This window comes from Streptomyces sp. NPDC054770, assembly GCF_053611985.1.
Genome location: NZ_JBSHBL010000089.1, coordinates 17,847 through 39,946 on the forward strand (window position 1 = coordinate 17,847; position 22,100 = coordinate 39,946).

The window sequence follows — 22,100 nt, forward strand, 5'->3', positions numbered from 1 at the left end:
CCCGTGCAGCATCCGTACACCCGCCTGCCCGCGCGGTCGTTCTGGCGCACCGCGGTCGCCGAGCGCGACCCCGCGGACATCGACGGCCTGTGGACGCCGAAGTTCGCGATCGGCCAGGACGATCCCGTCGTCACCGCCGGCTCCTGCTTCGCCGCGCACATCGGCCGGGCCCTCCTGGCCGAGGGCATGCACTGGTACGACGCCGAACTCCCGCCCCCGGGCCTGACGGCCGCCGAGCAGGCGGCCCGCGGATACCGCCGCTTCTCCTTCCGGACCGGGAACATCTACACGGCCGCCGCGCTGCGCCAGTGGGTCGCCTGGGCGCTGGAGGAGGAGAAACCGCCGGAGGAGGTGTGGGAGGAGGACGGCGTCTGCCACGACCCCTACCGGACCGCCGTGGAACCGGAGGGCCACCCCTCGCCGGACGACGTGCTGCGCGCCCGCGCGGTCACCCTGGAGGCGATCCGCACCGCGCTCGCCAGGGCCGACGTCCTGGTGTTCACCCTGGGCCTGACCGAGGCCTGGCACGACGTCCGCACCGGTACCGTCCTGCCGGTGTGCCCCGGTACCGTGCGCGGCACGTTCGACCCCGGCCGGCACGTCCTGCACAACCACACGGTGGACCGGGTGATCCGCGATCTCACGGACGTCCTCGCGATGGCGCGCGGCGTCAACTCCCGGCTGCGCACGGTGCTCACGGTGTCCCCGGTCCCGCTGACGGCGACCGCCACCGGCCGCCACGCGCTGGTCGCCACCACCCACTCCAAGTCGGTGCTGCGCGCCGCGGCCGGCCAGCTCGCGGACACCTCCGACGACGTCGACTACTTCCCGTCGTACGAGATCGTCACGGGTTTCCCGTACCGGGCGGCGTTCTACGGGCCGAACCTGCGCACGGTCACCCCCGACGGAGTGGCCTTCGTGATGCGGCACTTCTTCCGGGCCGTCCGGCCCGGGGCCGATCCGGCGCCGCCCACGCAGGCCACCGCGCATTCCTCCACCCCCGTCGCCGGTGTCACCGGCGGAGAGGACCACTGGTGTGACGACGCCGTACTCGACTACTACGCCCCCCGTTCCCGCCCGGTTCCTCCTGCTCGGTGACTCCCACGCCGGCTGTGTCGGACGGGCCGCGCAGCAGGCGGAACTGCCCTTCGTGGGCGGCCCGGTCGGCTCGGGACGGGACTTCCTCGGGCCGTTCCTCGACTCCGGTGACGGTGACCTGTTGTTCCGGGACGCGGAGGCGCAGCGGCTGGTCCGGGAGTTCCTGGACGCGCTCGGCGTGCCCGGGTTCGCGGGGCTCGGGGTGCCGCTCGTGTGCACGTTCGGGTTGAGCGCCCACACGGTCGCCACCCGGCAGAACTGGGACATCCACCGTGACCGGGACGGCACCGTGTCCGAAGGGTTCCTGCGCAGCGGCCTGTTCGGCGATCTGGTCCGGGCGAGCGTCCGCGGCGCGCTCGCCTTCTACGACCGTGCGGCCGCCCTCGGCGTGCGGGTGCTGGCGCTCCTGCCTCCGCAGCGCGTCCCGGGCATGTCCGACCCGGGCGTCTTCTTCGCCGCCCAGGACGTCATCGGCGCCGAACTCGCGGCGCGCGGCGTCGAGTTGGTCGACCTGCGGCCCCGCGTCACCGACGGTACGGGGCACCAGCGGGCGGTCTTCTGCCAGGCCGACGACACGATCCACGGCAACCTCGCCTTCGGCCGGCTGGTGGTCGCCGAACTCCTCGACCGAGGGCTCTGACCCGGCTCCCGTCCGTCCTCTTCATCCGCCCCGTCCGTCCGTCTCAAGGAGGTCCCTCATGGAGGACTACGCGCTGCGCGCCGTAGCAGAGCTCACCACCCGTCCCGCCGAGCCCTACGACACCCTCTCCGTCGCCCCGATCACCCCGGTGCTCGGCGCCGAGGTCACCGGCCTCGACCTCTCACGCGAGCTGACGCCGCAGCAGGAGAAGGAGCTCAAGCACGCCTTCCACACCCACCACGTCCTCGTCTTCCGCGACCAGGACCTGACCCCGGACCAGCACAAGCGGTTCGCGGGCGTCTTCGGCGAACTGCACCCGGTCGCCCTCGCCGCCGAGGGGTCCGACCCGCACATCCTGGAGATCAAGGCGGACAAGGACTCCAAGGCCGTCGCCGGCAACGGCTGGCACTCCGACGGCACCGCCGACGCCGAGCCCTCCCTCGGCTCGATGCTGTACATCACCACGATCCCCGAGGGCGGCAGCGGCGGCGACACCCTGTTCGCCAACATGCACCTCGCCTACGACCTGCTCTCCCCCGCCCTGCGCGGCTTCCTGGACGGTCTGACCGCCCTCCACGACGGCGCGAAGCCCTGGACGGACGCCGGTCTGACCCCGCCGCCCGAGTACGACGTGCCGCGCACCGAACAGCCGGTCGTGGTCCGCCATCCGGAGAACGGCCGCAAGCTGCTGTTCGTCAACGCCCCCTACACCTCGCACATCACCCAACTGTCGCGCGCCGAGAGCGACGCCCTGCTGGGGACGCTCTACGCGCACATCGCCCGTACCCCGCTGCTGCACTGCCGGGTCCGGTGGCAGGAGCGCACGCTGGTGTTCTGGGACAACCGCAGCGTGCAGCACCACGCGGTGTGGGACTACTTCCCGCACACCAGGCAGGGCCGGCGCGTGGCGATCGACGGCACGAGCCTGCACGCCTGACCCGGCCGGACGGAGAGCACACATGGCCACGACCACGGCCGCCCCCCCGGCCTTCCTCGCCGCGCTGCGGATCCCGGCCGCCGAGCCGCCCGTGGCCGGCGTGCCCGCCTGGCTGTGGCGGCTCGCCACCGCCGTCCACGGGGAACTGCCGCCGCCCGCCGCGGACGCCTGGGCGACCCGGCTGCACGGCCTGCTCGGCCCGCTCGGCACGGCGGGGGTGCCCGCCGGGCTGCGGGCCGTGCACGTCTGGCAGGCGGACACCGTGCTGCCGCTGCTCGCCGGAACGGCGGACACGGCCGGGACGGCGGACCTGCACCGCGCGGCGGCCCGGGGCGCACCGGCCGACCGGGACACCTGGCGGTCGGCTCTGGACCCGTTGCTGCCGCGGCTGTACGACGCCGCCTACGACCGTGCCTCCGCCTACGCGGAGGGGCACGCGGGTGCCCGTGACTACGCCCTGGCCAACGGATTTTCCACGGCCGACGCGGACGCCTACGGCCACGAGTACGCGCGGCTCAGCACCGAGGCGAACGCCCGCGCCTTCGCCGAGGCCCACGCGCAGGCCCTCGGCACGGCACTCGCGGCGGCGTACGCGGCCGACGACGCGCTGGCCTACGCCGCCACGTTCCCCGGAGCACACCTGAGGGCAGTGCTGCGCGCCACGACAGAAGCGAACGAAGCCCCCCGGGCACAGCGGCTCGCCGACGGCCTCCTCACAGCCGTAAAGGAAACCTTGACACGGCCAGACGTGTAAACGCATCCTTTACACGTGGCCGATTCCTCCACGAGCCTCGCCTCGCTGAGCGCCGAACTGGCCGGGCAGGCCTCGGCGCTCGCCGGGGCGCTGGCCAGTCCGCTGACCCCGCCCGCCTATCTCGACCTGGTACGACGCTCCCGGGACGTGGACGGCCTGGCCGAGCAGGTGCTCAAGCTGTGCGTGCAGCAGTGCCGGGACGCCGGGCACACCTGGCAGGAGATCGGCGACCTGCTCGGCGTCACCCGCCAGGCCGCCTTCCAGCGGTTCGGCAAGCCCATCGACCCCCGGACGGGAGAACCCATGGACAAGACCGTACGCATGGCCGACGCCGCCGGGCGGGCCCGCGAGATCGTCACCGATGTCCTCGACGGACGCATGGACCGGGCCCGGCGGTCCTTCAACACCCAGGTCCTGGAGGCGTTCACCGACGAGGTGCGCGGCAGCGGCCTGGCCACGGTCGCCGGCCTGGTGGGCGCGTTCGAGGGCTACGGCGAGGAGGAGCCGTTCGTCCGGCGCATCGGCGACCACACGGTGGTCGACATCCCGCTGCGCTACGAGGCCGGAGACATGAAGGCCCGGGTCTCGTTCGACACGGACGAGAAGGTCGCCGGCCTGTTCATCCTTCCCGCCGAAACCCCGTGACAGGAGGTCCGGCCGGAGCGTGGAGCGCTGACGGCCGGGGTGGCACGGGCGGCCGGATTCAGATCCGCGGGCCCAGCAGCCGGATCGCGTCGGCGGCCACCACGCCGTCGGCGTCATTGGTGAGTTCGACCGACGTGCCGAGACCGGCCCGGAGGCGGAACTCGCCGAGGGAGAGCCAGCTGCCGCCACGCGGATCGGTGGTGCCCGCGGCCCGCTGGTCGATCCGTACGGTCGTGGTGATGCCGTCCGCCTGGACGACGGTGTACGGCGCGTTGCTCGCGCGGCCGGCGGCCGGCGGACAGGACACCTGGACCTCGTAGCCGCCGTCCTGGGGCACGGCCGGCCGCCAGCGCACCTTCCGCTCGCCGGAACCGGCGGGCGCCGTACGGTAGTTGCCCGACCAGAAGCCGGGGTCCGCGGTCGCCGTCGGCCAGCTGCCGCTGACGACCTCGAAGCCCAGCCGGTCGTTGTCCACGACCACCTCCGCGCGTACGTCGGCGGAGCCCGGCGCCTCGATCAGGCTGAGCGAGTCCAGGCCGAGCCGGGTCCCGCCGCCCCTGCCGGGTCCCGTCACCGCGCAGCGCAGGGTGTGCCGTCCGGCGCGCAGCCGGGTGGCACCGAGGTGGGCCAGGTCGAAGCCGTCCGCCGTCTGTGCCGTGGTGTCGATGGCGAAGGCGGGCAGCGGGGTGCGGTCCACCGTGACGGTGGCCAGGGTGCCGTCCGCCGAGCGGTAGTACCGCAGGAGCAGCTCGTACTCGCCGGTGCGCGGCACCCGAAAGGTGAACTCCGCGATGTCGCCGACCTGTTCGGGGGTGAGGACCAGCCGCTCGCCACGGCGCGCGAGCGGGTCGGCGACGGTCTGCACGGCGCCCCCGGTGACGGTCCGGTCTGCCTCGGCCAGCGCGATGACGGACTCCCGGTAGTGGGGGCCGTGGCGCAGGCTGTCACGCCCGCGGGTCAGCCAGTCGAGCGAGAAGCAGCAGACGTCGACCCGGAGCGGCTCGCTCGCCATGTCACCGTCGCAGCCGTAGAGCAGCACGATGGTGCCGTCGGAGAGCCGGGCGAGGTCCGAGTAGTAGGAGCGGTTCTCGTTGACGACCCGCTGGTACCGGTACGAGAAGCCCTCGTCGTAGCTGACTCCCACCGTCATGTTGTATCTGACCGGTGAGTCGGGGCGGCTGAACAGCACCCGCCCGGGTGCGTGGCTGCCGGGGCCGCCGGTGTAGCGCAGCAGGCCGGCGTCCACCGCGTTGAAGGAGCCGGTACTGCCGTCGAGGGCCGGCTGCGACCAGGTCATGCCGTCGTCCGAGCTGACGGAGACGATGCGCTGGTTCTCACCGCCCGACGCGAAGCGGCCGTTGACGAGCACGGTGCCGTCGGCGCGCTGCACCATCCGCGCCTCGTTGACCGGGTACGCGACCTGTACCGGCACCGCGCCGGTCGCCTGCCAGGTGGCGCCGTGGTCGTCGCTGTAGAGGGGCGCGACACCGTAGTACCGCTGCGCCACGGTGTTGCCGACGATCACCCTGCGGTGCAGGCAGTTGAGCAGCAGCCGGCCGGAGCGCAGCTGGAGTCCGTAGCCCGGACCGGGGCCGTGCAGCGCCCAGTTGTAGGGGAAACCGTCGAACAGGCCCGCCAGGCTGCGTACTCCGCTCCAGGTCTGCCCGCTGTCCCGGCTGGAGATCACGTACAGCTCGCCCGAGTCGCCCGAGCAGGAGGTGTTCTGCGGGAGGCGGAGCGAGAGCATGTAGAAGAGGAAGACCTCCCGCGTCTCCCGGTCCACGACCAGCGCCGGGTTGCCCCAGGACTCGCCGTCGACGGAGGCGACCAGGGTGCGGCTCGCCTCCCAGGTCCGGCCGCCGTCGGTGCTGCGGCGCAGCAGCAGATCACGCGGACCGGCGTCGCACACCTCGTGGCGGCCCTCGGTCACCGCCAGGACGGTGTCGTCGGGCAGCACGGCGAGCGCGTGGACGTGGTAGCTCACCAGCGGGCCCTCGGCGGAGTTCCAGAGGGTGTGCTCCTCGAAGAAGGCACCGTGCCGGCCGGATGCGGACGTCCGGTCGGCGGCCTCGGCCGCGGCTCCGAGGGCCACCGGCCCCAACGCGGCGGTCGCCGTGGCGCCGACGACGCCCAGGGCGAAGGATCTGCGGTTCATGGCGGTGCGGTTCGGTGCGCTGTCGGACATGGTGGGCCACCCCTTTCGGGCGGTACGGAGGAGAGGGAACCGGCGCGGGACGGATCGGACGCGGGTGTGAGTTGGGATCAGGCGCGTACGAGATGTGCGTCGAGCGGGGCGAGCAGGTCGAGCAGGGCCTGTCGTTCCTCGTCGGAGCAGGGCGTGAAGGGCGCCGCGGCGTGCGGCGGGCACAGCCCTCGTTCGGCCAGGACGGCCTTCACCGCCGGCACACCGGGTCGTACGGTGTGCAACGCCAGTACCCGGTCGAGCAGTTGCTGCGCGCGCCGAGCGTCCCCGTCCCGTCCGTCGCGGTGCGCCCGGAACAGTTCGACGGCCACCGCGGGCGCCAGGTTGGCCACCCCGGGCACCAGGCCGTCGGCCCCGAGCCGCAGCGCGTCGAGGGCGTGGCGCTCCGCGCCCTGGCCGACCCCGAAGCCGGGGCGCCGCCGGGCGGCCGCGAGGGCGTGGCGGAACAGCGCCGGGTCGCCGGAACTGTCCTTGATGCCCACCAGGTGTGCGAGGCCCGTCAGTTCGTCGAGCAGGGCGGGGGTCAGCGGATTGCTGTAGCGGGGGGCGTTGTAGGCGACGACGGGAACGCCGAGGTCTGCCAGGGCGGCGTAGTGGGCGACGATCTCGTCGTGCCGGTGGTGGAAGTAGATCGGCGGGCTGAGCACCAGCGCGTCCGGGGCGGCGGGCAGCACGGCTTCCGCGCGGGCCAGCGCCTCGGCGGTGCCGGGTGCCGTGATGTTGACCAACACCGGTCCGTCGCGGGTCAGTTCACGCCAGCGTGCCGCTGCCCCGGTGGCGAAGTCACCCAGGGCCGCCGTGGGGAGGAGCGGGCCCTCGCCGTTGCTGCCGAAGAGCATGAGACCGCGGGCGCCTGCGGCTGCCAGCGCCGTGAGAAGGGTGTCGGCGGCCGAGGCCGAGGGCTGTCCGGGGCGGTCCATCGGTGTGACCAGGGGGACGATGACGCCGGAGAGCAGCGCACGACCATCGACCTGACGCTCCGCCGTACGTGCCGGCATGGGCCGTCGTTCGGCTGCGGCGCCGTCGTGGCTGGTCGCGCCCCGCGGCGAAGCCGCAAATTGATGCAGCCCCGCGCCCCTTCGGGGCGCTTCACCACCGCCCATCAGTACCCCCTGACCTCGGGCCAGGCCAGTTCCACCCCGGCGCGTGTGAGTTCGTCCTGGAAGCGGTGCAGCCAGGCACTGTCCTCGTACACCTGCTCCGCCTCCAGCCGGTTGTCGAGGCAGTACGCCGCCAGTGAGCCGGCCGCCTCGCCGATGTTCCACTCGACGGGGTGCAGCCGGTAGCAGCCGTTGGTGATGTGGGTGGTGCCGATGTTCTTGCACACCGGCAGCAGGTTCCGCACCCGCACCGGGAGCAGGGCGCCCAGCGGGATCTGGAAGGGGCTGCCGGCCACGTCGATGTAGGTGTCGCCGCCGGTGGACGGGTGGAGGTCGATCCGGTACATCCCGATGCCGACGGAGTCCGGGTGGCGCACGGCGCCGTGCTCGCCCCGTACGGCGAGGGACAGGTCCTGTTCGACGATCCGGCGCCGGGCGACGATCCGGCGTGACTCGCGGACGTACGGCGCCTTGGCCAGCCCGTCGGCCGTGCCCAGCACGTCGCCGCGCAGCCGCAGGCCGGGCCAGCCGGTGCCGCCGTCGGGGCGGGGGGCCTCGGTCTGGAGCCAGTAGAGCATGCTCATACTCAGTTCACGGGCTCCCGCCAGATGCCGGTCCCGCTCCTTGTCGTCCACCCCGATCAGCGGTCCGGGCAAGTAGTCGATCATGGGCCAGTTGACGATGGTCACATCGCTCGCGGCGAACCCCGGCCGGTACAGCTTCCGGGAGAACACCCGGCGGAACTCCCACAGTTCCCTGTCCCCCGCGTCCTTGCTCTGGTCGGCGACGACCGGTCCCGAGTCCGCGTTCGGGGTGAACCCGCGCGGCACGGTCTCCAGCGTCCTCGGGTCGGGTGCGCTCAGGCTCAGCAGCCGGTTGGGCCACTGCGGGGGGTGGTAGGCGGCCCAGCGGTCGTAACCGGCCGGGCGGTCGACGGTGTGGTCCTCCCCGGCCCGGTGGTCGACGGCGAACACCCAGGAGAACGCCTGCATGTTGCCCGGCTGGGCCTCCTCGGGGGCGCTCGGCTCCCCGGTGTCCCGGCGTGACTCGAAGCCCGTCACGTGCTCGGTGCCGGTCAGCGGCAGCAGGTCGCCGAGTTCCGTCGCGTCCAGGACGTAGGGCGCCGACACCTCGACCCGCGTGCCGTCCGGGCCTTCGACGGCCACGGACCGTACTCGGTCGCCGTCGACGGAGGCGGCCACCGGGCGGTGCCGGTACAGGATCCGCAGCCGGCCGGCCGCCACGTACGGCCCGACCATGGCCGCCAGCACGGCGGCAGCCACCCGCGGTTCGTGGCACAGCGCGCTCACCCGTCCCTCGCCCGGGTTGAGGTACCGGCGCCGCCTGGCCTCCTCGGTGAGCGGATACCAGGTCCGGTAGTGCTCGCGGATCGCCTCGCGCAGCGCGCGGTAGGTGCGGGTGGCGCCGAACTGCTCGATCCAGGCGTGCTCGTCGGGCGGTACGCCCTGGCTGGTGAGCTGGCCGCCGATCCAGTCGGTCTCCTCGGTGAGCAGGACCGTCCGTCCCCGTTCGAGGGCGGCCAGCGCCGCGGCGACTCCGCCGAGGCCCCCGCCCACGACGAGGATGTCCGTGGCCGCCGATGTCGGCGCGCTCATGAATCGCTCCCTTCCGCTACGTCACCCGCACCGTCCGCACCGAAGGTGAAGCTCCGGGCTCCGCCCCGCACGTCCACCGGCACCGGCGGGCCGCCGTCCGGTGGGGTGACGAGCACGTCGCCGGTGCCCTCGGCGGTTCCGGAGACACGGTCGGCGGTCCGCCGGTAGCCCCGGACGACCACACCGGGCGCCATGTCCAGCAGGACCCGGCCGTCGAGGCCGACGGTGAGGCGCCGGTCCGCCCGCACATCGAGGCGGCCCTCGCCGAGCGGCAGGTTGCCCAGCTCGGCCGGCTCGCCCGGGTGGGCGAACCGCCAGCCGTCCGGGCGTGCGTCGGCCAGTTCACCGAAGGCGAGATACGCCAGCAGGCCGCCCCAGGCCATCAGTCCGTCCGAACGCTTCTCGAAGCGCGTCAGGTTCTCGCCCTCGACGGCCGGATAGTTCTCCCTGACGTGGCCGTGCACGCGCCATTCGTCCAGGAACAGCCGCAGCAGGTCCCCCACCACCGGACGGCTCAGCCCGGTCAGCCCGTACCGGCGCAGCCCGCGCACGGCGAGATACGCCATCGGCGCCCAGATCCGGCCGCGCCAGTACGTCGCCGCGAAGCCGGGGTCGTCGCGGGCCACGCTGGGCAACGGCCGTACACCGCCCAGCACTTCGGGCCGCAGCAGATCGGCTGCCGTGGCCGCCGCCCGCCGGGCGTCCGGCAATCCGCCGAGCAGCGCGTACAGCATCGTCGGCGAGACGTGCGGGTCGTGTGTGCCCGCCGAGGTGAGGTTGCGGTAGCCGTTTCGCTCCTCGTCCCACAGCAGCCGGTCGGCGACCGCCTTCGCCGTGGCGGCCTCGGCGCGCAGCCGGTCGGCGGTCGCGCGCTCGCCCAGGATGCCGGCGATCTCCGCGAGTGCCTCGGCATCGGCGATGTGCAGCGCGTTCAGGCCGACGTCGGCGAGGTCCATGGTGTGGGTCGCCGGGTCGTAGCGGGCCTCGTCGTACATCGGCGAATCGTCCAGGCCCGACTCCCGTCTGGCCCGGTCCAGGGTCGCCGACGCGGCGTCGCCCGCGACCGGGTCGGAACCCCAGGCGAGCAGCCCGTGCGGCCCCCGGCGGGCCCGGGGCCACCAGTCGTGCCAGGCCAGCAGTGCCGGGAAGGTGCGGTCGAGCAGGGTCGTGTCGCGGGTCCCGGGCGACAGACCGCCCGCCAGATAGGCCTGGTACACCGTCAGTGCGCCGACCGGCGGCTGCGAACGGTCGCCGGTACGGCCCCGGTCGTCGGAGATCCGGTTCGGGATCATGCCGGTCGCGTCCGCGTACGGCAGGATCTGCTCGAAGATGCCGCGCGCGTAGTCCCGGTCGACGGCCGAGGCGACCAGACCGGTGAAGAACGTGTCCCAGGCGTGCAGGGCCCAGGTGCCGTAGAAGCCCTTGCGTTCGGCGCTGACGAAGTCCCGTGAGGTGGGGGTCAGGACACGCCCGATGTCCGGGGCGTGGACGGTGTTCCAGGTGACGGCCCTGGTCAGGGCGTCGGCGGCAGCACCGAGCCAGCCGCGGGACCGCAGCCGGGCCCGGTCGGAGGCGGCGCGGTGCGCTGCGAGGACGCCGGCGGTCTCGGCCACCGTGCCCGGTGCGTCGGCCGGCGCGATCCGCAGCTCGGCGGTGCCGGGGCTGCCTAATGCCAGGATCAGCGCGTCCGCGGGCCCCTCGACCCTGTGGACCGCCGAAGAGGCGGTGACGGTCCAACGAAGCCCGCCCGCAAGCAAGGTGCCGGTGTCCGGACCGGCCGGCGGGTCGTCGATGCCGGTCAGACCCTCCACGGACAGCACGACCCGGCCCGTGCTCTCGGCGCGGACGTGCAGGATGTCGCCGGGCCCGCCGGCGAACTCCAGCCGCAGCCGATGGCCCGCCGCCCGTACCGTTACCTCGGCGTAGGTGCCGTCCACGGTGTGCGGGCCGAGCCGTTCGAGGCCGTCGCGCCAGGTGAACCCGTCGAGCACGGGGCCTTCGGGGCCGAGTACGCCGAACCGCACCCGCGGTCCGGACGGCAGCCGGCTCATCCCGGTGTGCGTGCGGACGTCCCAGGTGTTCCAGCCGGTCGGCGCGGGAGTCCCGGTGGCGCGCCGCTCTTCGGCCCCGCTGTCGCTCATACGACCGCGCTGCCGTCGGCGGTGCCGTCCCCCGGCACCGAGTCGTCCAGGTCCAGGGCCGCGTCCAGCAGCGCCCTGGTGTAGGTGTGGCGCGGCGCGGTCAGTACGTCGCCGGTGCGGCCCTCCTCCACGATCACGCCCCGCCGCATCACCGCCACCCGGTCGGCGATCTGGTGCACCACCCCCAGGTCGTGCGAGATGAACAGCATCGCCAGCCGGTGCCGGCCGCGCAGATCGACCAGCAGCCGCAGGATCTGGGCCTGGACCGACACGTCGAGCGCCGACACCGCCTCGTCGCAGACCAGCAGCCGGGGCCGTACCGCCAGCGCCCTGGCGATGCTGACCCGCTGGCACTGACCGCCCGACAGGTCCCCCGCCCGCCGCGCCGCCACCTCGGGGTCGAGGCCCATGTCGGCGAGGAGCCGGTGCAGCGCCTCGGTGCGGTCGCCCTCGGGTGCGGTGACCGGGTGGGTGCGCCAGACCTCCGCGATGACCGAGGCGACCGTCATCCGCGGGTTCAGCGACGAGCGCGGATCCTGGAACACCATCTGCACGGCACGCTGCGACTCGGGCGGCCGGTGCCCCGCGCGGCCGAGCGGCCGTCCCTCGAAGGTGACCGTCCCGGCGCCGGGCCGCAGCAGTCCGGCCACGCACCGGGCGACGGTGGTCTTGCCGGAGCCCGACTCGCCGACCAGCCCGAGTGTCTCCTCGGGGGCCACCGACAGGCTCACCCCGTCCACGGCGACCTGACCGCCCCGCCGTCTTCCGTAACTGACGCGCAGATCACGCACATCGAGGAGTGCCCGCTCGCCCGTGCTCACGGCTGCGGCACCTCCTCGGCGAAGTGGCAGGCGCTCCAGCGGCCCGGGGCCACCTCCCGCACCTGCGGCGGCTCGGTGCGGCACCGGGCGCGGGCGAGTGGGCAGCGCGGGTGGAACGCGCAGCCGGCCGGCCGGTTCGCCGGTGTCGCCGGGGCCCCGGGCAGCGGGTGGGCCAGTGCTGTACGGGTCCGGACGGCGGGCACGCTGCGCACCAGGGCGGCGGTGTACGGATGGGCGGGGCGGCGCAGGACGTCACGGGCGGGTCCGCGTTCGCAGACCCGCCCGGCGTACATCACCACGACCCGTTCGCCGACGTGCGACACGACCCGCAGGTCATGGCTGACCAGCAGCATCGCCAGGCCGTCGGCCGCCTGGATGTCGGCCAGCAGCCGCAGGATCCGGGACTGCACGGTGACGTCGAGTGCCGTCGTGGGCTCGTCGGCGAGCAGCAGCGCGGGGTTCCCGGCCAGCGCCATCGCGATCACGGCGCGCTGGCGCAGGCCCCCGGAGAGTTCGTGCGGGTAGGCGCGCATCCGCCGCTCCGGCTCCGGCACCCCGACCCGGTCGAGGAGTTCGACGACCCGGCGCTTCACCTCGGCACGCGGCAGCCGGTCGCGGCGGGGCACCTCGCCGATCTGACGGCCGATCCGCTGGGTCGGGTTGAGGGCGGCGAGCGGGTCCTGGAAGATCATCGCGATCTCCCGGCCGCGTACCGCGCGGCGCCGTGCCGGGGCGGCGGCGAGCAGGTCCTCGCCGTGCCACAGCAGCCGGCCCGCCAGGGCGGCGCCCTCGGGCGGCAGGCCGAGGATCGCCTGGGCGGTCATGGTCTTCCCGCTGCCCGACTCGCCGATCAGCCCCACGGTGGTGGCCCGTGGCACGTCGAAGGACACGCCGTCCACCACGCGGGTCCGGGTGCCGTGCGGGCCCGGCAGTTCCACCACCAGGTCGGCGATCCGCAGGATCGGTCCGTCGGTCGCGGGCACCGCCTTCCCGGCCCCGTCCGCGGGCGCGGTTCCGGCTCCGGCTCCGGCTCCGGCGGGGGTCACGAGCCGCCCGTCCGTACGCCGGCGAAGTCCGGCAGCCCGCTGGCGTCGGGGACGAAGCCCTTCAGGTCGCTGTTCCAGGCGTAGGCGATGCTCACCGACATCGGGTACATCCCGACCGCGTCCTGCCAGATGATCCGGCTCGCCCGGCCGTAGAGGTCGGTGCGCTTGTGCTTGTCGGCGGTGGCGCCCGCCGCCGCCAGCAGACCGTCCAGTTGCCTGTCGCAGTAGCCCATGCGCTTGGCCGCACAGGTGTAGAGGCGGCCGAGGTTGCTGGCCGCGTCGTAGCTGGGGGTGGCGAGCTGCTGGAAGTTGATGTCCCACTTGAGCGCGAGCAGGTCCTCCGTGAAGACGGCCTGCTCCTTCTCCAGTGGCTCCACCTGCACGCCGACCTTCTGCAGGTCCGAGACGACGGCCTGGATGAAGGGTTTGAACTCGTCGTTGGCGAACTGGAGGCGGAGCTTCTTCGAGAAGTCGAAGCCGGCCGCGGTGAGGGCCGCCTTGGCGGCTGCCGGGTCGTAGGCGACGGCCGGCTGGGCCACGTGGCCGAGGACGACGCTCGTCACGGGTGCGTCGGCCGCCTTGCCGGTGTCGGGGTAGAGCTTGCCGATGATGGTCCTGAAGTCGACCGCCTGCCAGATCGCCCGGCGCACCTTCGCGTCCTTGAGGGCGGGGATCGAGGAGTTGAACCACATGGTGAACTCGGCGCTGCTCGGCACGGTCCGCACCGTCAGGTCCTGCTGGCCTTTCAGAGAGGCGAGTTGGTCGTCCGGGATGCCCCATACGACGTCCACCTCGCCGGTGCGCAGTGCGGTCAGGCGGGCCGCGAGCTCGGGGATGTTCCGTACGGTGACCTTCCTGAGCGTGGGCTCGGTGCCCCGGTACTTCTTGTTGGGCACCAGGACCAGCGACTCGCTCGGGGTGAACGCGTCCACCGTGAACGGGCCCGAGCCGACGGGGTGGTTGAAGAAGGCGGTGTCGTCCTTGCCGACGCCCGACGGGAGGACGTAGAAGGTGCCGAGCTTGCCGGGGACGGACGCGTCGGGTGCCGGGCTGTGCAGGACCACCTCGGTGGCGGAGACCTTGGTCATGGTGTCGCCGGGGAAGTTGCCCGCGTTGGGGCCGTTGAGCCTGATCATCCGCTGGAAGGAGGCGACCACGTCGTCGGCGTCGAGGGCTGAGCCGTCGGAGAAGGTGACGCCGGAGCGCAGCGTGAACGTCCAGGCCGTGACGGACTTGTCGGGTTTCCAGGAGGTGGCGAGGTCGCCTTCGAGAGTGCCGTCCGCGGTGGGTTTCACGAGTCTGCTGAAGATCTCCTGCGCAGCCAACTGGGTTCCCGTGGAGGCGCCTTGGGCTCCGTGCGGGTCCAGGCTCTCGATCGGGTAGGTACCGGCGACCGTCACGTCTCCCGAGGCGGAGCCGCCTCCGTCGCCGCCGCTGGTGGTCGTGCAGGCGGCGAGGAGCGCCGCGCCCGCCGTGGCGGTGGTGGCGAGCCGGATCAGCCGACTCCGCCCGTGCTCACGCGTCCTGGTCATGATGGTGCTCCTCTCGATCGAGGGTCGGTCGGAGTCAGCCGGTGGGTGAGGCGCTGTGCCTGGTCGGTTCAGTCGGAACGGCCGCGCCCGTAGCGGGCGGTGAGCTGGTCACCGAGGATGCCCACGTTGACGATCAGGAGGGACAGGGCGATGCCCGGCAGGGTGGAGATCCACCATTGCGTTTCGAGGTACTCCTTGCCGTCGGCGATGGTCTGCCCCCACGAGACGGTCGACGCGGGCAGCCCGATGCCGAGGAAGCTGAGACCGGCCTCCGCCAGTACCACCAGCGCGAATTCGAGCGTGGCGAGGGCCACGACCGGCCCCGCCGTGAACGGGAGCACGTGCCGGGCGAGGATGGTCCGGCCCGGCACTCCCAGCACCCGGGCGGCGTCGACCCAGGGCCGTTCCCGGAGGGAGAGCACGATGCCGCGGGTGACGCGGGCGAAACCGATCCAGCCGGTCGCCGAGAGCGCGACGACGACCAGCAGGACGCTGCGCTCGAAGGCGCCCGCGATGACGATGGCCAGCAGGATCGCGGGAAACGCGAGGAGAACGTCGAAGATCCGGGCGAGGACGGCGTCGGCGGCGCCCCGGAAGTATCCGGCGACGGCGCCGAGGAGCACCCCGACGGCACAGGACAGCGCGACCGTGGACACGCCGATGAGCACCGCCGTGCGGGCCCCGTAGACGATCTGGGCGAGCAGGTCGCGGCCGAGTCCGTCGGTGCCGAGCCAGGCGGTGCCCCCGGTGGAGACCTTGGAGCCGGGTGCGAGCAGCCGGTCGTCCAGGGACGTGTGCACCGGGTCGTAGTGGATCAGCACGGGCCCGAGGACGGCCACCAGCAGATAGCAGCCCACGACCAGCGCGGGTACGAGGGACAGCAGCGGGCGTCGGACCCGCCGCACAGCCGCCCTCGGCCTCTCGACGGCGACGGTGAGATCGGCCATCAGACGGCCCCCGTCCGGATCCGCGGATCCAGCTGGGCGATGAGCAGATCGGCCATCAGGTTGAGTACGACGACGATGCCGGCGATCAGCAGGGTGGCGCCCTGTACGACGGTGTAGTCGCGGTTGGCGACCGCCTCCACCACGAGCGAGCCGAGGCCGGGCCAGGCGAACACGTTCTCCACGATCACGGCGCCGCCGACCAGTGCCCCGACCTGGACGCCCACGACGGTCACCACCGGGATCAGCGAGTTGCGCAGGGCGTGGCCGAACAGCACCTGGCGTTCGGTCAGTCCCTTGGAGCGTGCGGTCTGGATGTAGCTCTCGCGCATCGTCTCCGCGAGGCTGGTCCGGGTCAGCCGGGCGATGATCGCGACGAACGGGAACGAGAGGGTGACGGCGGGCAGCACCAGGTGCTGGGGCGTGCCGACCCCGGAACTGGGCAGCAGCCGCAGGCTGAGGGCGAAGACCAGTACCAGCATGATGCCGACCCAGAACGTGGGGAACGACTGGAGGGCGATCGTGCACGCCGAGACCACCCGGTCCAGGAGGCCGCCCGGCCGTGCGCCGGCCAGCGTGCCGAGCGTGAGTCCCACGATCACCGCGATCACGGTGGCCGTCACGGTGAGGTCGATGGTGGCGGGCAGCCGGTCGAGGACCGCGCCCATGGCGGGCCGCCCGAGCCAGTGCGACTGGCCGAAGTCGAGCCGGCACACGTCGCCGAGGTAGCCGAGGTACTGCGCGCCGAGCGGCCGGTCGAGGCCGAGCGTGGCGTGCAGCTGGTCGATCTGGCTCCGAGTGGCGTCCGGGCCGAGCAGTACCGTCGCGGGATCGCCGGGCGCGGCCCGGACGATGAGGAAGATCAGCGAGGCGGCTCCCCACATCACGAAGACCCCGATGAGCAGCCGGTGCACGATCATCCGGATCATGTCGGGGGCCTTCCGCCGGGCGTCGGGACCGGCCCGACCGAGTCACCCGGTACGAAGGCGCAGGGCACCGTCAGCTGCCGCGGCTCGGGCGTCTGCTGGTCGAGCAGCTCGATCAGTACCCGTACGGCCTGACCCGCCATCCGGGCGCGGGGCAGCGAGAACCGGGTCCAGTCGCGTAACTCCGGTGTCCAGGACGGCGGATCGCCCAGCAGGGCCAGCGAGCAGTCCTCCGGGAACCGGACCCGTGCCGGGCCGGCCAAGGTCGCCAGCGCCTCGGTGAGCCGGTTGTCCTCGGTCGGCTCGACCAGCAGCGCGGTGATCCCGAGTCCGTCGATCCAGCCCGCCAGCCGCTCGACCGTCAGGTCCGCCGGATCGGCCAGGCTCCGGATCAGCGCCTCGTCCACGCCGAGGCCGGCCTCGGCCAGCCCGCGCCGGTATCCCTCCTCGCGGTCCCTGGTGGGTTCGCTGTCCTGCGGGGCCCGCAGGTACAGGATCCGCCGGTGGCCGAGTCGCACCAGCTCCGTGACGAGTTGCGCGGTCGCCGAGACGTAGTCGGCGGCCACGTAGGAGAGTTCACCGTCGTCCACCTCGCGGCGTCCGACGAAGACGAACGGGAAGTCCTCCCGGACCAGCGCCGACAGCTCCTCGCGGCGGACGTTCCTGCCGAGCAGCACGCAACCGTCCGCGATCTTCAGCCGGTTGGTCCCGCCGGCGTAGATCGACCGCTTGGCCCCCGCCGTGCCGGACGCGCTCCCGTCGGAGCAGAACAGCAGCAGGTCATAGCCCTGGCGTGCCGTCTCCTCCTCCACGCCGAGCAGGAACGGGTAGTAGAAGTCGCGCTGGTCGGTCGGGAACACCGACTCGAAGGTGTAGAGCCCGAGCAGCCGGTTCCGGCCGCCTTTCAGGCTGCGTGCGGCGACATTGGCCGCGTAGCCCAGTTCCTCGGCGGCCGCCAGCACGGCCTGCCGGGTCGGTTCCGCGATCTGCGCACTCGCCGCGCCTCCGCTGATCACCAGCGACACCGTGGCCTGGGAGACGCCGGCGCGCCGGGCGATGTCCCGCTGGGTGGAGCGTCTACGTCGTTCGGGAGGGGCCATGAGCACTCCCAGTTAATACGTATTAGCAAGTGCCGAATGACGCTACTCGGATGCGGCGAAAAGCGTCAAGAGACGTGAACAGCCCTTGTCCGCCTTGTTTCTGACACATGATCCGATCCTGTGCGGTGACAGGATTCGCCATCCGGGTGCACCGGCGAGCCATGGCACGCGGACGGGAAGTTCAGGAGCATCGGGATCACTACCGCATTCCGGTGCTCCGGCATCCCGGCGCGAAGGGGAACCCGATGACCGACCTCACCGAGGACTCCGCCGACGGCCTCGCGACCCGCTTCGACCGGGACGGATATGCCGTGCTGCCGGACGCCCTGTCACCGCGGGAGGTGGCGGAGTTACGGGCGGAGACCGTGCGGATCTGCCGGGGCGAGCGGGGCCCCGTCGAAGGGGCGCCGACGCCGGTCCCGGGCGAGAGCGACGACGACACCGTACGGCGGTTCCTGTGCGTGCACTATCCGCACAAGCTGTCGGCGCTCATGCTCGACACCATGCGCCATCCCGCCATCGTCGGACCGCTCACCCAAGTCATCGGCCCCGACGTCAAGGCGATGCAGTCGATGCTGTTCGTCAAGTCGGAGGGCAAGCCGGGGCAGGCCTGGCACCAGGACGAGATGTTCATCCCCACCCGGGACCGTTCGCTGACCGCCGCCTGGCTCGCCCTCGACGACGCCACTGTCGACAACGGCTGCCTGTGGGTACTGCCGGGCTCGCACCGCCCCGGCGTCATCTACCCCAACCATCCCCACGACGACGCCCGTTACGACTGCACGGTCGAGTCCTACGGCTTCCCGTACACCGAGGCCGACGCCCTGCCGGTCGAGATCGCCGCCGGATCGGTGCTGCTCTTCAACGGCTATCTGCTGCACAAGTCGCTGCCCAACACCGGTCGGCGGGGCTTCCGTCGGGCCCTGGTCAACCACTACATGAGCGCCGCCTCCCTCCTCCCCTGGGCGTCCCCCGAGCCCGAAGTACCCATGGCCCAGACCGACTTCCGGGACATCGTGCTGGTCGCGGGCCGGGACCCGTACGCCTACAAGGGCACCACCCACATCCGTACGCCCCGGGTGCGCCGCGACCGGTCCGGGGGCTGCGACCGGTGAGCCCGTGACGGCACGCGTCCCGCCCCTCACCCCCACGCTCCTGGCCCGGCTCGGTCCCGCGGTCGCCGACTACCCGCCCGGGTCGGTCTTCGGCCCCAGGGACGCCGGGTCGTACGAATTCGTCTGGCTGCTGCACGGCAGCGCCCGCTGGGTCTGCGGCGACCTGACCGTGCCCCTCACGCCCAGCGCGCTGCTGCTCGTACGCCCCGGTATGCGCGACACGTTCCACTGGGACACCTGGCGGCCCACCCGGCACGCCTACACACACTTCCGACTGCCCGCCGCACCGAGGGACGCGGAGCCCCTCGACGACACCGACTGGCCGGTCGTCCGGGACCTGACGGGGCGCGGTGACCCGATGGCCGCGCTCTGCCAGTACCTGCTGGCCCTCGGCGCGACCCGCCCGCCCGACTGGGAGCGGCACGCCGAGGAGACCCTGCGGCTGCTCCTGTTCACCTTCGTGCACGGCAGCGCCCCGACGACCGGCGCCGGCACACTCCCGGAAGCCCTGGTCGCCATGATGGCCGAGGTCCGCTCCCACTGGTCGGACGGCACGGCCCGGCCGCTCCCCCTCGAGCGGCTGGCGCGGGCGGCCGGGGTCTCGGAGAGCACGCTGTGCCGCATCTGCCGACGGCAGCTCGGCGTCGGCCCCGTGGCAGCGCTCGAACGGCTCCGCCTGGCGAGGGCCGAGCCGCTGCTGTGGCTGAGCAACCTCTCGCTCCGTGCCATAGCGGTGCGGTGCGGCTTCCCCGACGCCTACCACTTCTCGCGCCGGTTCCGCGCCGTCTACGGGATACCCCCGAGCGCTTTCCGCGGGCTTCCGCCCGAGTCCGCACCACCGTCCCCGGTCACCGAGGGCGCGCTGTCCGCGCTCCAGGCCCTGGTGCCGCCCTCGGAACCCCGGCCCGCCCATGATGCAGCCCCACTGCCGCGCACGGCCGGAGTTGTCGTGCCGCCGGACCCGCGCCCCGGGCCGGGCCGGCTCAGCGCAGCGCGTCCGGCAGGGCGGTGACATAGGCATCCAGCCGCCCCTCCACGGCCCGCGTCGTCAGCTCCGTCCGCCCCGCCTGCTGCCAGGGCCGCGCCACCCACTCCACGGCTCCCGCGAACGCCAGCGCGTCCAGCAGCCGCCAGTACAACCGCTCGTCCGCCGTCGCGGCCAGCACCCCGCCGGCCGCCTCGTACGCCTCGGCGAACCGCAGACCCCACGCCGGGCCGTGCAGCATCGCGAGATTGGTGGAGCAGTGGGCCACGTCGATGTCTGCCGGCCCCCAGGAGGTCTGTACCCAGTCGACGACCCCGGTGATGCGCGGACCCGTCAGGCCTGGGGGCGGCACGTCGAACAGCACGTTGCCGGGTTGGAAGTCCCGGTGCAGGAATCGCCCTTCGTAGGGTGGCGGAGGCCTGCGGATCACGTCGGTCGCCGCGGCCCATGCCGCCGCGTCTGCGCAGTCCGGAGGGACGACGGCGTCGGCGGTCGTCCACGCCTCGTACTCCCGGGGACGCTCGGCGGGCCGCAGCGCGTGGATCGCCACGAGTTGCCTGGCCAGCAGGGGAACGCGCGCCTCCAGTCCCTCGTCGGCAAGGGCAGTCCGGCCCGCGAGATGTGTCATCAGGAGTGACGGATACTCGCAGTGCGCCGCGCCCGCATCGACCGCGACCGGTCCGGGAGTCGGCACCGCGGTCCCCGTGAGCAGGGCGAGGGCGCCGGCCTCCCGGTTCAGCATGCCCTCGGCGTGCTCCACGAAGTACGGGTCGACGAAGCTCCGCAGTACCAGGTCACGGGTCCCGCCGTCCGCCGTGGCGATGGTAAGCCGCCGCATCTCGGCGGTGATGCCGCCGTGCAGCGCCTTGGTTCGGACGATCCGTTCGCCGGCTTCCAGATGCCGGCTGACCCACGCCAGGGTCAACGGCCGCACGGCCCCCGCCTCATCATGGTCGATCACCGTGTCACCCCACCATCCGGACGGCGGCGCACGCAAAGGCTTTCACCGGAGGCGACGACAACACCGCCCGCACCTCACTGAGTTGCCGCCGGACATCCGCGCCACCGCCCGTCCGGCCCGCCACTCACCGGCCAGCTGTCCTCGCCGCAAGCAACCGCAGCGTCGACATCCTCGCCCGCGTCCAGTCCACCCGGGCCAAGGACTACGTCCGCGAGTTCAACACGGCCCTGGCCCCCTGGCGCCGCGAGCCCGCCGTGCGCGAGTTCGTCCACCGGACCCGCAACGAACTCGGCGTCGCCGCCTGACCGGCCGGCTCACCGACTTCGGCATCGCCCGTTGAGCGGGTGTCGCCTGCCGTCGCCGTCCTTCGCCACCGAGTCGCCTCCGGAGAGATGCCGGAGTTGCACTCGGGAGTCGAGGCAATCGCCAGAAGGGCGGATGTCGGACATCACGGAGGGGAACCCCGAAGAGGGGCGCAGCAACTGCTGCGCCCCTCTTCTCGCAGGCATCCAAGTAGCGTGCCCACTACCCGGCCGCGACCCGGGCATGAAGTGGGCCTGGCCTCGGGCCGCCGCTAGTGCAGCGGCTGGCCCGTGCCGTCGGCGGCAAGGTGTGCCACGGTCGCCGTTACTCCCGCTCGGCGCGGGTCCTGCCTTCCTGGACGCGCGCGTAGGCCATCAGGCCGAGCAGAACGGCGAGCAGTACGGCCGAGGAACCGACCGTACCGAGGTCCAGACCGCCCTTGGCGACCGGCTTGGTCAGGAAGTCGCCCGCGGTCGCGCCGAGCGGGCGGGTGAGGACGAACGCGATCCAGAACAGCAGGACGTTCGGCACCACGGGCACCTTCATCAGCGCGACCAGGACGGCGAGCAGCCCGGTCACCAGCAGTGCGCCGCCGGCGTAGCCGAGGCCGGAGCTGTCGGAGAGGAAGTCGCCCATGGAGGTGCCGAGCGTGTTGGAGACGAGGATCGCCGACCAGAACAGGGCCTCACCGCGGAAGGTGACGATGTCACGGATCTGGAAGGTCATCCCGCTCAGCCGCCAGACCGCGAAGACGACCATCAGGATCGAGAGCAGGATCGCCGCGCCCGCCGGGTAGCCGAGGCCCAGGCCCTGCGGGCCCCAGCCGAGTGAAGTGGCCCCGTTCGAGAGGTACTTGGCGCTGGCGTCGCGGTTCATGAAGTCGGACATCGTGGTGCCGGCCATGCTGGTCGACAGAATCACCGTCCAGTAGAAGAACGGGTTGTAGCGGCTGGAGCGGAGCTGGACGACGAGCGTCACCACGAAGATCAGGAACAGCGCGATCGTGGTGAGGAAGTAGCCGAGCTTCAGGGTCTGGGAGAAGAGGTCTCCGGCGGTCTCGCCCAGCGTCGTCGCGGCGATCTTCATGATCCAGAAGGCCAGGGTGACTTCGGGCAGTTTCTTCATCACCGATTTCGTCGTGTTCGCGACGTCGAGGTCGGTGAGGACTTTCGGCTGCTGCAAGGTGGGGGGCTCCTTGTGTGGTCGTACGGCAGGGCGCCCGCCCCGCAAGGG

Annotated in this window: 19 protein-coding genes; 7 read left to right on the plus strand and 12 right to left on the minus strand. The window is 72.6% G+C overall.

Features of this window, described 5'->3' with window-relative positions:
• Positions 1 to 3 precede the first annotated feature (3 nt).
• Genes ACWGKQ_RS44060 through ACWGKQ_RS44080 form a run of 5 tightly spaced genes read left to right on the plus strand, consistent with a single transcriptional unit; the run spans position 4 to position 4,074 of the window.
• Complete coding sequence (locus tag ACWGKQ_RS44060) at positions 4 to 1,098, plus strand: GSCFA domain-containing protein (protein WP_453297699.1); 1,095 nt, start codon at positions 4 to 6, stop codon at positions 1,096 to 1,098.
• Entirely contained in the window at positions 1,037 to 1,738 is a 702-nt protein-coding gene (locus ACWGKQ_RS44065; RefSeq protein ID WP_453297700.1) for a hypothetical protein, read from the plus strand. The genes ACWGKQ_RS44060 and ACWGKQ_RS44065 overlap by 62 nt, the downstream gene beginning before the upstream one ends.
• Before the next feature lie 58 nt (positions 1,739 to 1,796).
• Positions 1,797 to 2,675, plus strand: coding sequence for a TauD/TfdA dioxygenase family protein (locus ACWGKQ_RS44070; RefSeq protein WP_453297701.1), 879 nt, complete (start codon positions 1,797 to 1,799; stop codon positions 2,673 to 2,675).
• 22 nt (positions 2,676 to 2,697) lie between these two features.
• A complete protein-coding gene (locus ACWGKQ_RS44075) occupies positions 2,698 to 3,429 on the plus strand; it encodes a hypothetical protein (RefSeq protein ID WP_453297702.1) in 732 nt (243 codons plus the stop codon).
• 15 nt (positions 3,430 to 3,444) lie between these two features.
• The gene (locus tag ACWGKQ_RS44080; protein WP_453297703.1) at positions 3,445 to 4,074 is read left to right on the plus strand and encodes a DUF3887 domain-containing protein; all 630 of its coding nucleotides are present in this window, start codon (positions 3,445 to 3,447) and stop codon (positions 4,072 to 4,074) included.
• A 58-nt stretch (positions 4,075 to 4,132) separates the two neighbouring features.
• On the opposite strand, the gene ACWGKQ_RS44085 is transcribed toward ACWGKQ_RS44080, so the two are convergent.
• From ACWGKQ_RS44085 to ACWGKQ_RS44130, 10 genes are all read right to left on the minus strand, one after another.
• Entirely contained in the window at positions 4,133 to 6,259 is a 2,127-nt protein-coding gene (locus ACWGKQ_RS44085; protein ID WP_453297704.1) for a golvesin C-terminal-like domain-containing protein, read from the minus strand.
• Between the two features lie 77 nt (positions 6,260 to 6,336).
• Positions 6,337 to 7,275, minus strand: a complete 939-nt coding sequence (locus tag ACWGKQ_RS44090; RefSeq protein ID WP_453297705.1) for a dihydrodipicolinate synthase family protein — start codon at positions 7,273 to 7,275, stop codon at positions 6,337 to 6,339.
• A gap of 104 nt (positions 7,276 to 7,379) precedes the next feature.
• Positions 7,380 to 8,993, minus strand: a complete 1,614-nt coding sequence (locus ACWGKQ_RS44095; RefSeq protein ID WP_453297706.1) for an FAD-dependent oxidoreductase — start codon at positions 8,991 to 8,993, stop codon at positions 7,380 to 7,382.
• Positions 8,990 to 11,134: an MGH1-like glycoside hydrolase domain-containing protein gene (locus ACWGKQ_RS44100; RefSeq protein WP_453297707.1), complete on the minus strand. Its 2,145-nt coding sequence runs from the start codon at positions 11,132 to 11,134 to the stop codon at positions 8,990 to 8,992. Before ACWGKQ_RS44100 ends, ACWGKQ_RS44095 begins: the two co-directional genes overlap by 4 nt.
• On the minus strand, positions 11,131 to 11,955 hold the full coding sequence (locus ACWGKQ_RS44105) for an ATP-binding cassette domain-containing protein (RefSeq protein WP_453297708.1): 825 nt from the start codon (positions 11,953 to 11,955) through the stop codon (positions 11,131 to 11,133). The genes ACWGKQ_RS44100 and ACWGKQ_RS44105 overlap by 4 nt, the downstream gene beginning before the upstream one ends.
• Entirely contained in the window at positions 11,952 to 13,001 is a 1,050-nt protein-coding gene (locus tag ACWGKQ_RS44110) for an ABC transporter ATP-binding protein (protein ID WP_453297709.1), read from the minus strand. Before ACWGKQ_RS44110 ends, ACWGKQ_RS44105 begins: the two co-directional genes overlap by 4 nt.
• A complete protein-coding gene (locus tag ACWGKQ_RS44115) occupies positions 12,998 to 14,533 on the minus strand; it encodes an ABC transporter substrate-binding protein (protein ID WP_453297710.1) in 1,536 nt (511 codons plus the stop codon). The genes ACWGKQ_RS44110 and ACWGKQ_RS44115 overlap by 4 nt, the downstream gene beginning before the upstream one ends.
• A gap of 68 nt (positions 14,534 to 14,601) precedes the next feature.
• Entirely contained in the window at positions 14,602 to 15,480 is an 879-nt protein-coding gene (locus tag ACWGKQ_RS44120; RefSeq protein WP_453297711.1) for an ABC transporter permease, read from the minus strand.
• The gene (locus tag ACWGKQ_RS44125) at positions 15,480 to 16,406 is read right to left on the minus strand and encodes an ABC transporter permease (protein ID WP_453297712.1); all 927 of its coding nucleotides are present in this window, start codon (positions 16,404 to 16,406) and stop codon (positions 15,480 to 15,482) included. Before ACWGKQ_RS44125 ends, ACWGKQ_RS44120 begins: the two co-directional genes overlap by 1 nt.
• Positions 16,403 to 17,503: a LacI family DNA-binding transcriptional regulator gene (locus tag ACWGKQ_RS44130; RefSeq protein ID WP_453297713.1), complete on the minus strand. Its 1,101-nt coding sequence runs from the start codon at positions 17,501 to 17,503 to the stop codon at positions 16,403 to 16,405. Before ACWGKQ_RS44130 ends, ACWGKQ_RS44125 begins: the two co-directional genes overlap by 4 nt.
• 245 nt (positions 17,504 to 17,748) lie before the next feature.
• Between ACWGKQ_RS44130 and ACWGKQ_RS44135 the strand changes: the two genes are divergently transcribed.
• Together ACWGKQ_RS44135 and ACWGKQ_RS44140 are read left to right on the plus strand one after the other, a co-directional pair.
• Complete coding sequence (locus ACWGKQ_RS44135) at positions 17,749 to 18,618, plus strand: phytanoyl-CoA dioxygenase family protein (protein WP_453297714.1); 870 nt, start codon at positions 17,749 to 17,751, stop codon at positions 18,616 to 18,618.
• A gap of 4 nt (positions 18,619 to 18,622) precedes the next feature.
• Positions 18,623 to 19,630 carry an AraC family transcriptional regulator gene (locus ACWGKQ_RS44140; RefSeq protein ID WP_453297715.1) on the plus strand — a complete coding sequence of 336 codons (1,008 nt, stop codon included), beginning with the start codon at positions 18,623 to 18,625 and terminating at the stop codon, positions 19,628 to 19,630.
• Here the strand turns inward: ACWGKQ_RS44140 and ACWGKQ_RS44145 are convergent.
• Positions 19,602 to 20,564: a phosphotransferase family protein gene (locus tag ACWGKQ_RS44145; RefSeq protein ID WP_453297716.1), complete on the minus strand. Its 963-nt coding sequence runs from the start codon at positions 20,562 to 20,564 to the stop codon at positions 19,602 to 19,604. The two genes, ACWGKQ_RS44140 and ACWGKQ_RS44145, sit on opposite strands and share 29 nt — an antisense overlap.
• A 627-nt stretch (positions 20,565 to 21,191) precedes the next feature.
• Positions 21,192 to 22,049, minus strand: a complete 858-nt coding sequence (locus ACWGKQ_RS44150; protein ID WP_453297717.1) for a COG4705 family protein — start codon at positions 22,047 to 22,049, stop codon at positions 21,192 to 21,194.
• Between the last annotated feature and the right edge of the window lie 51 nt (positions 22,050 to 22,100).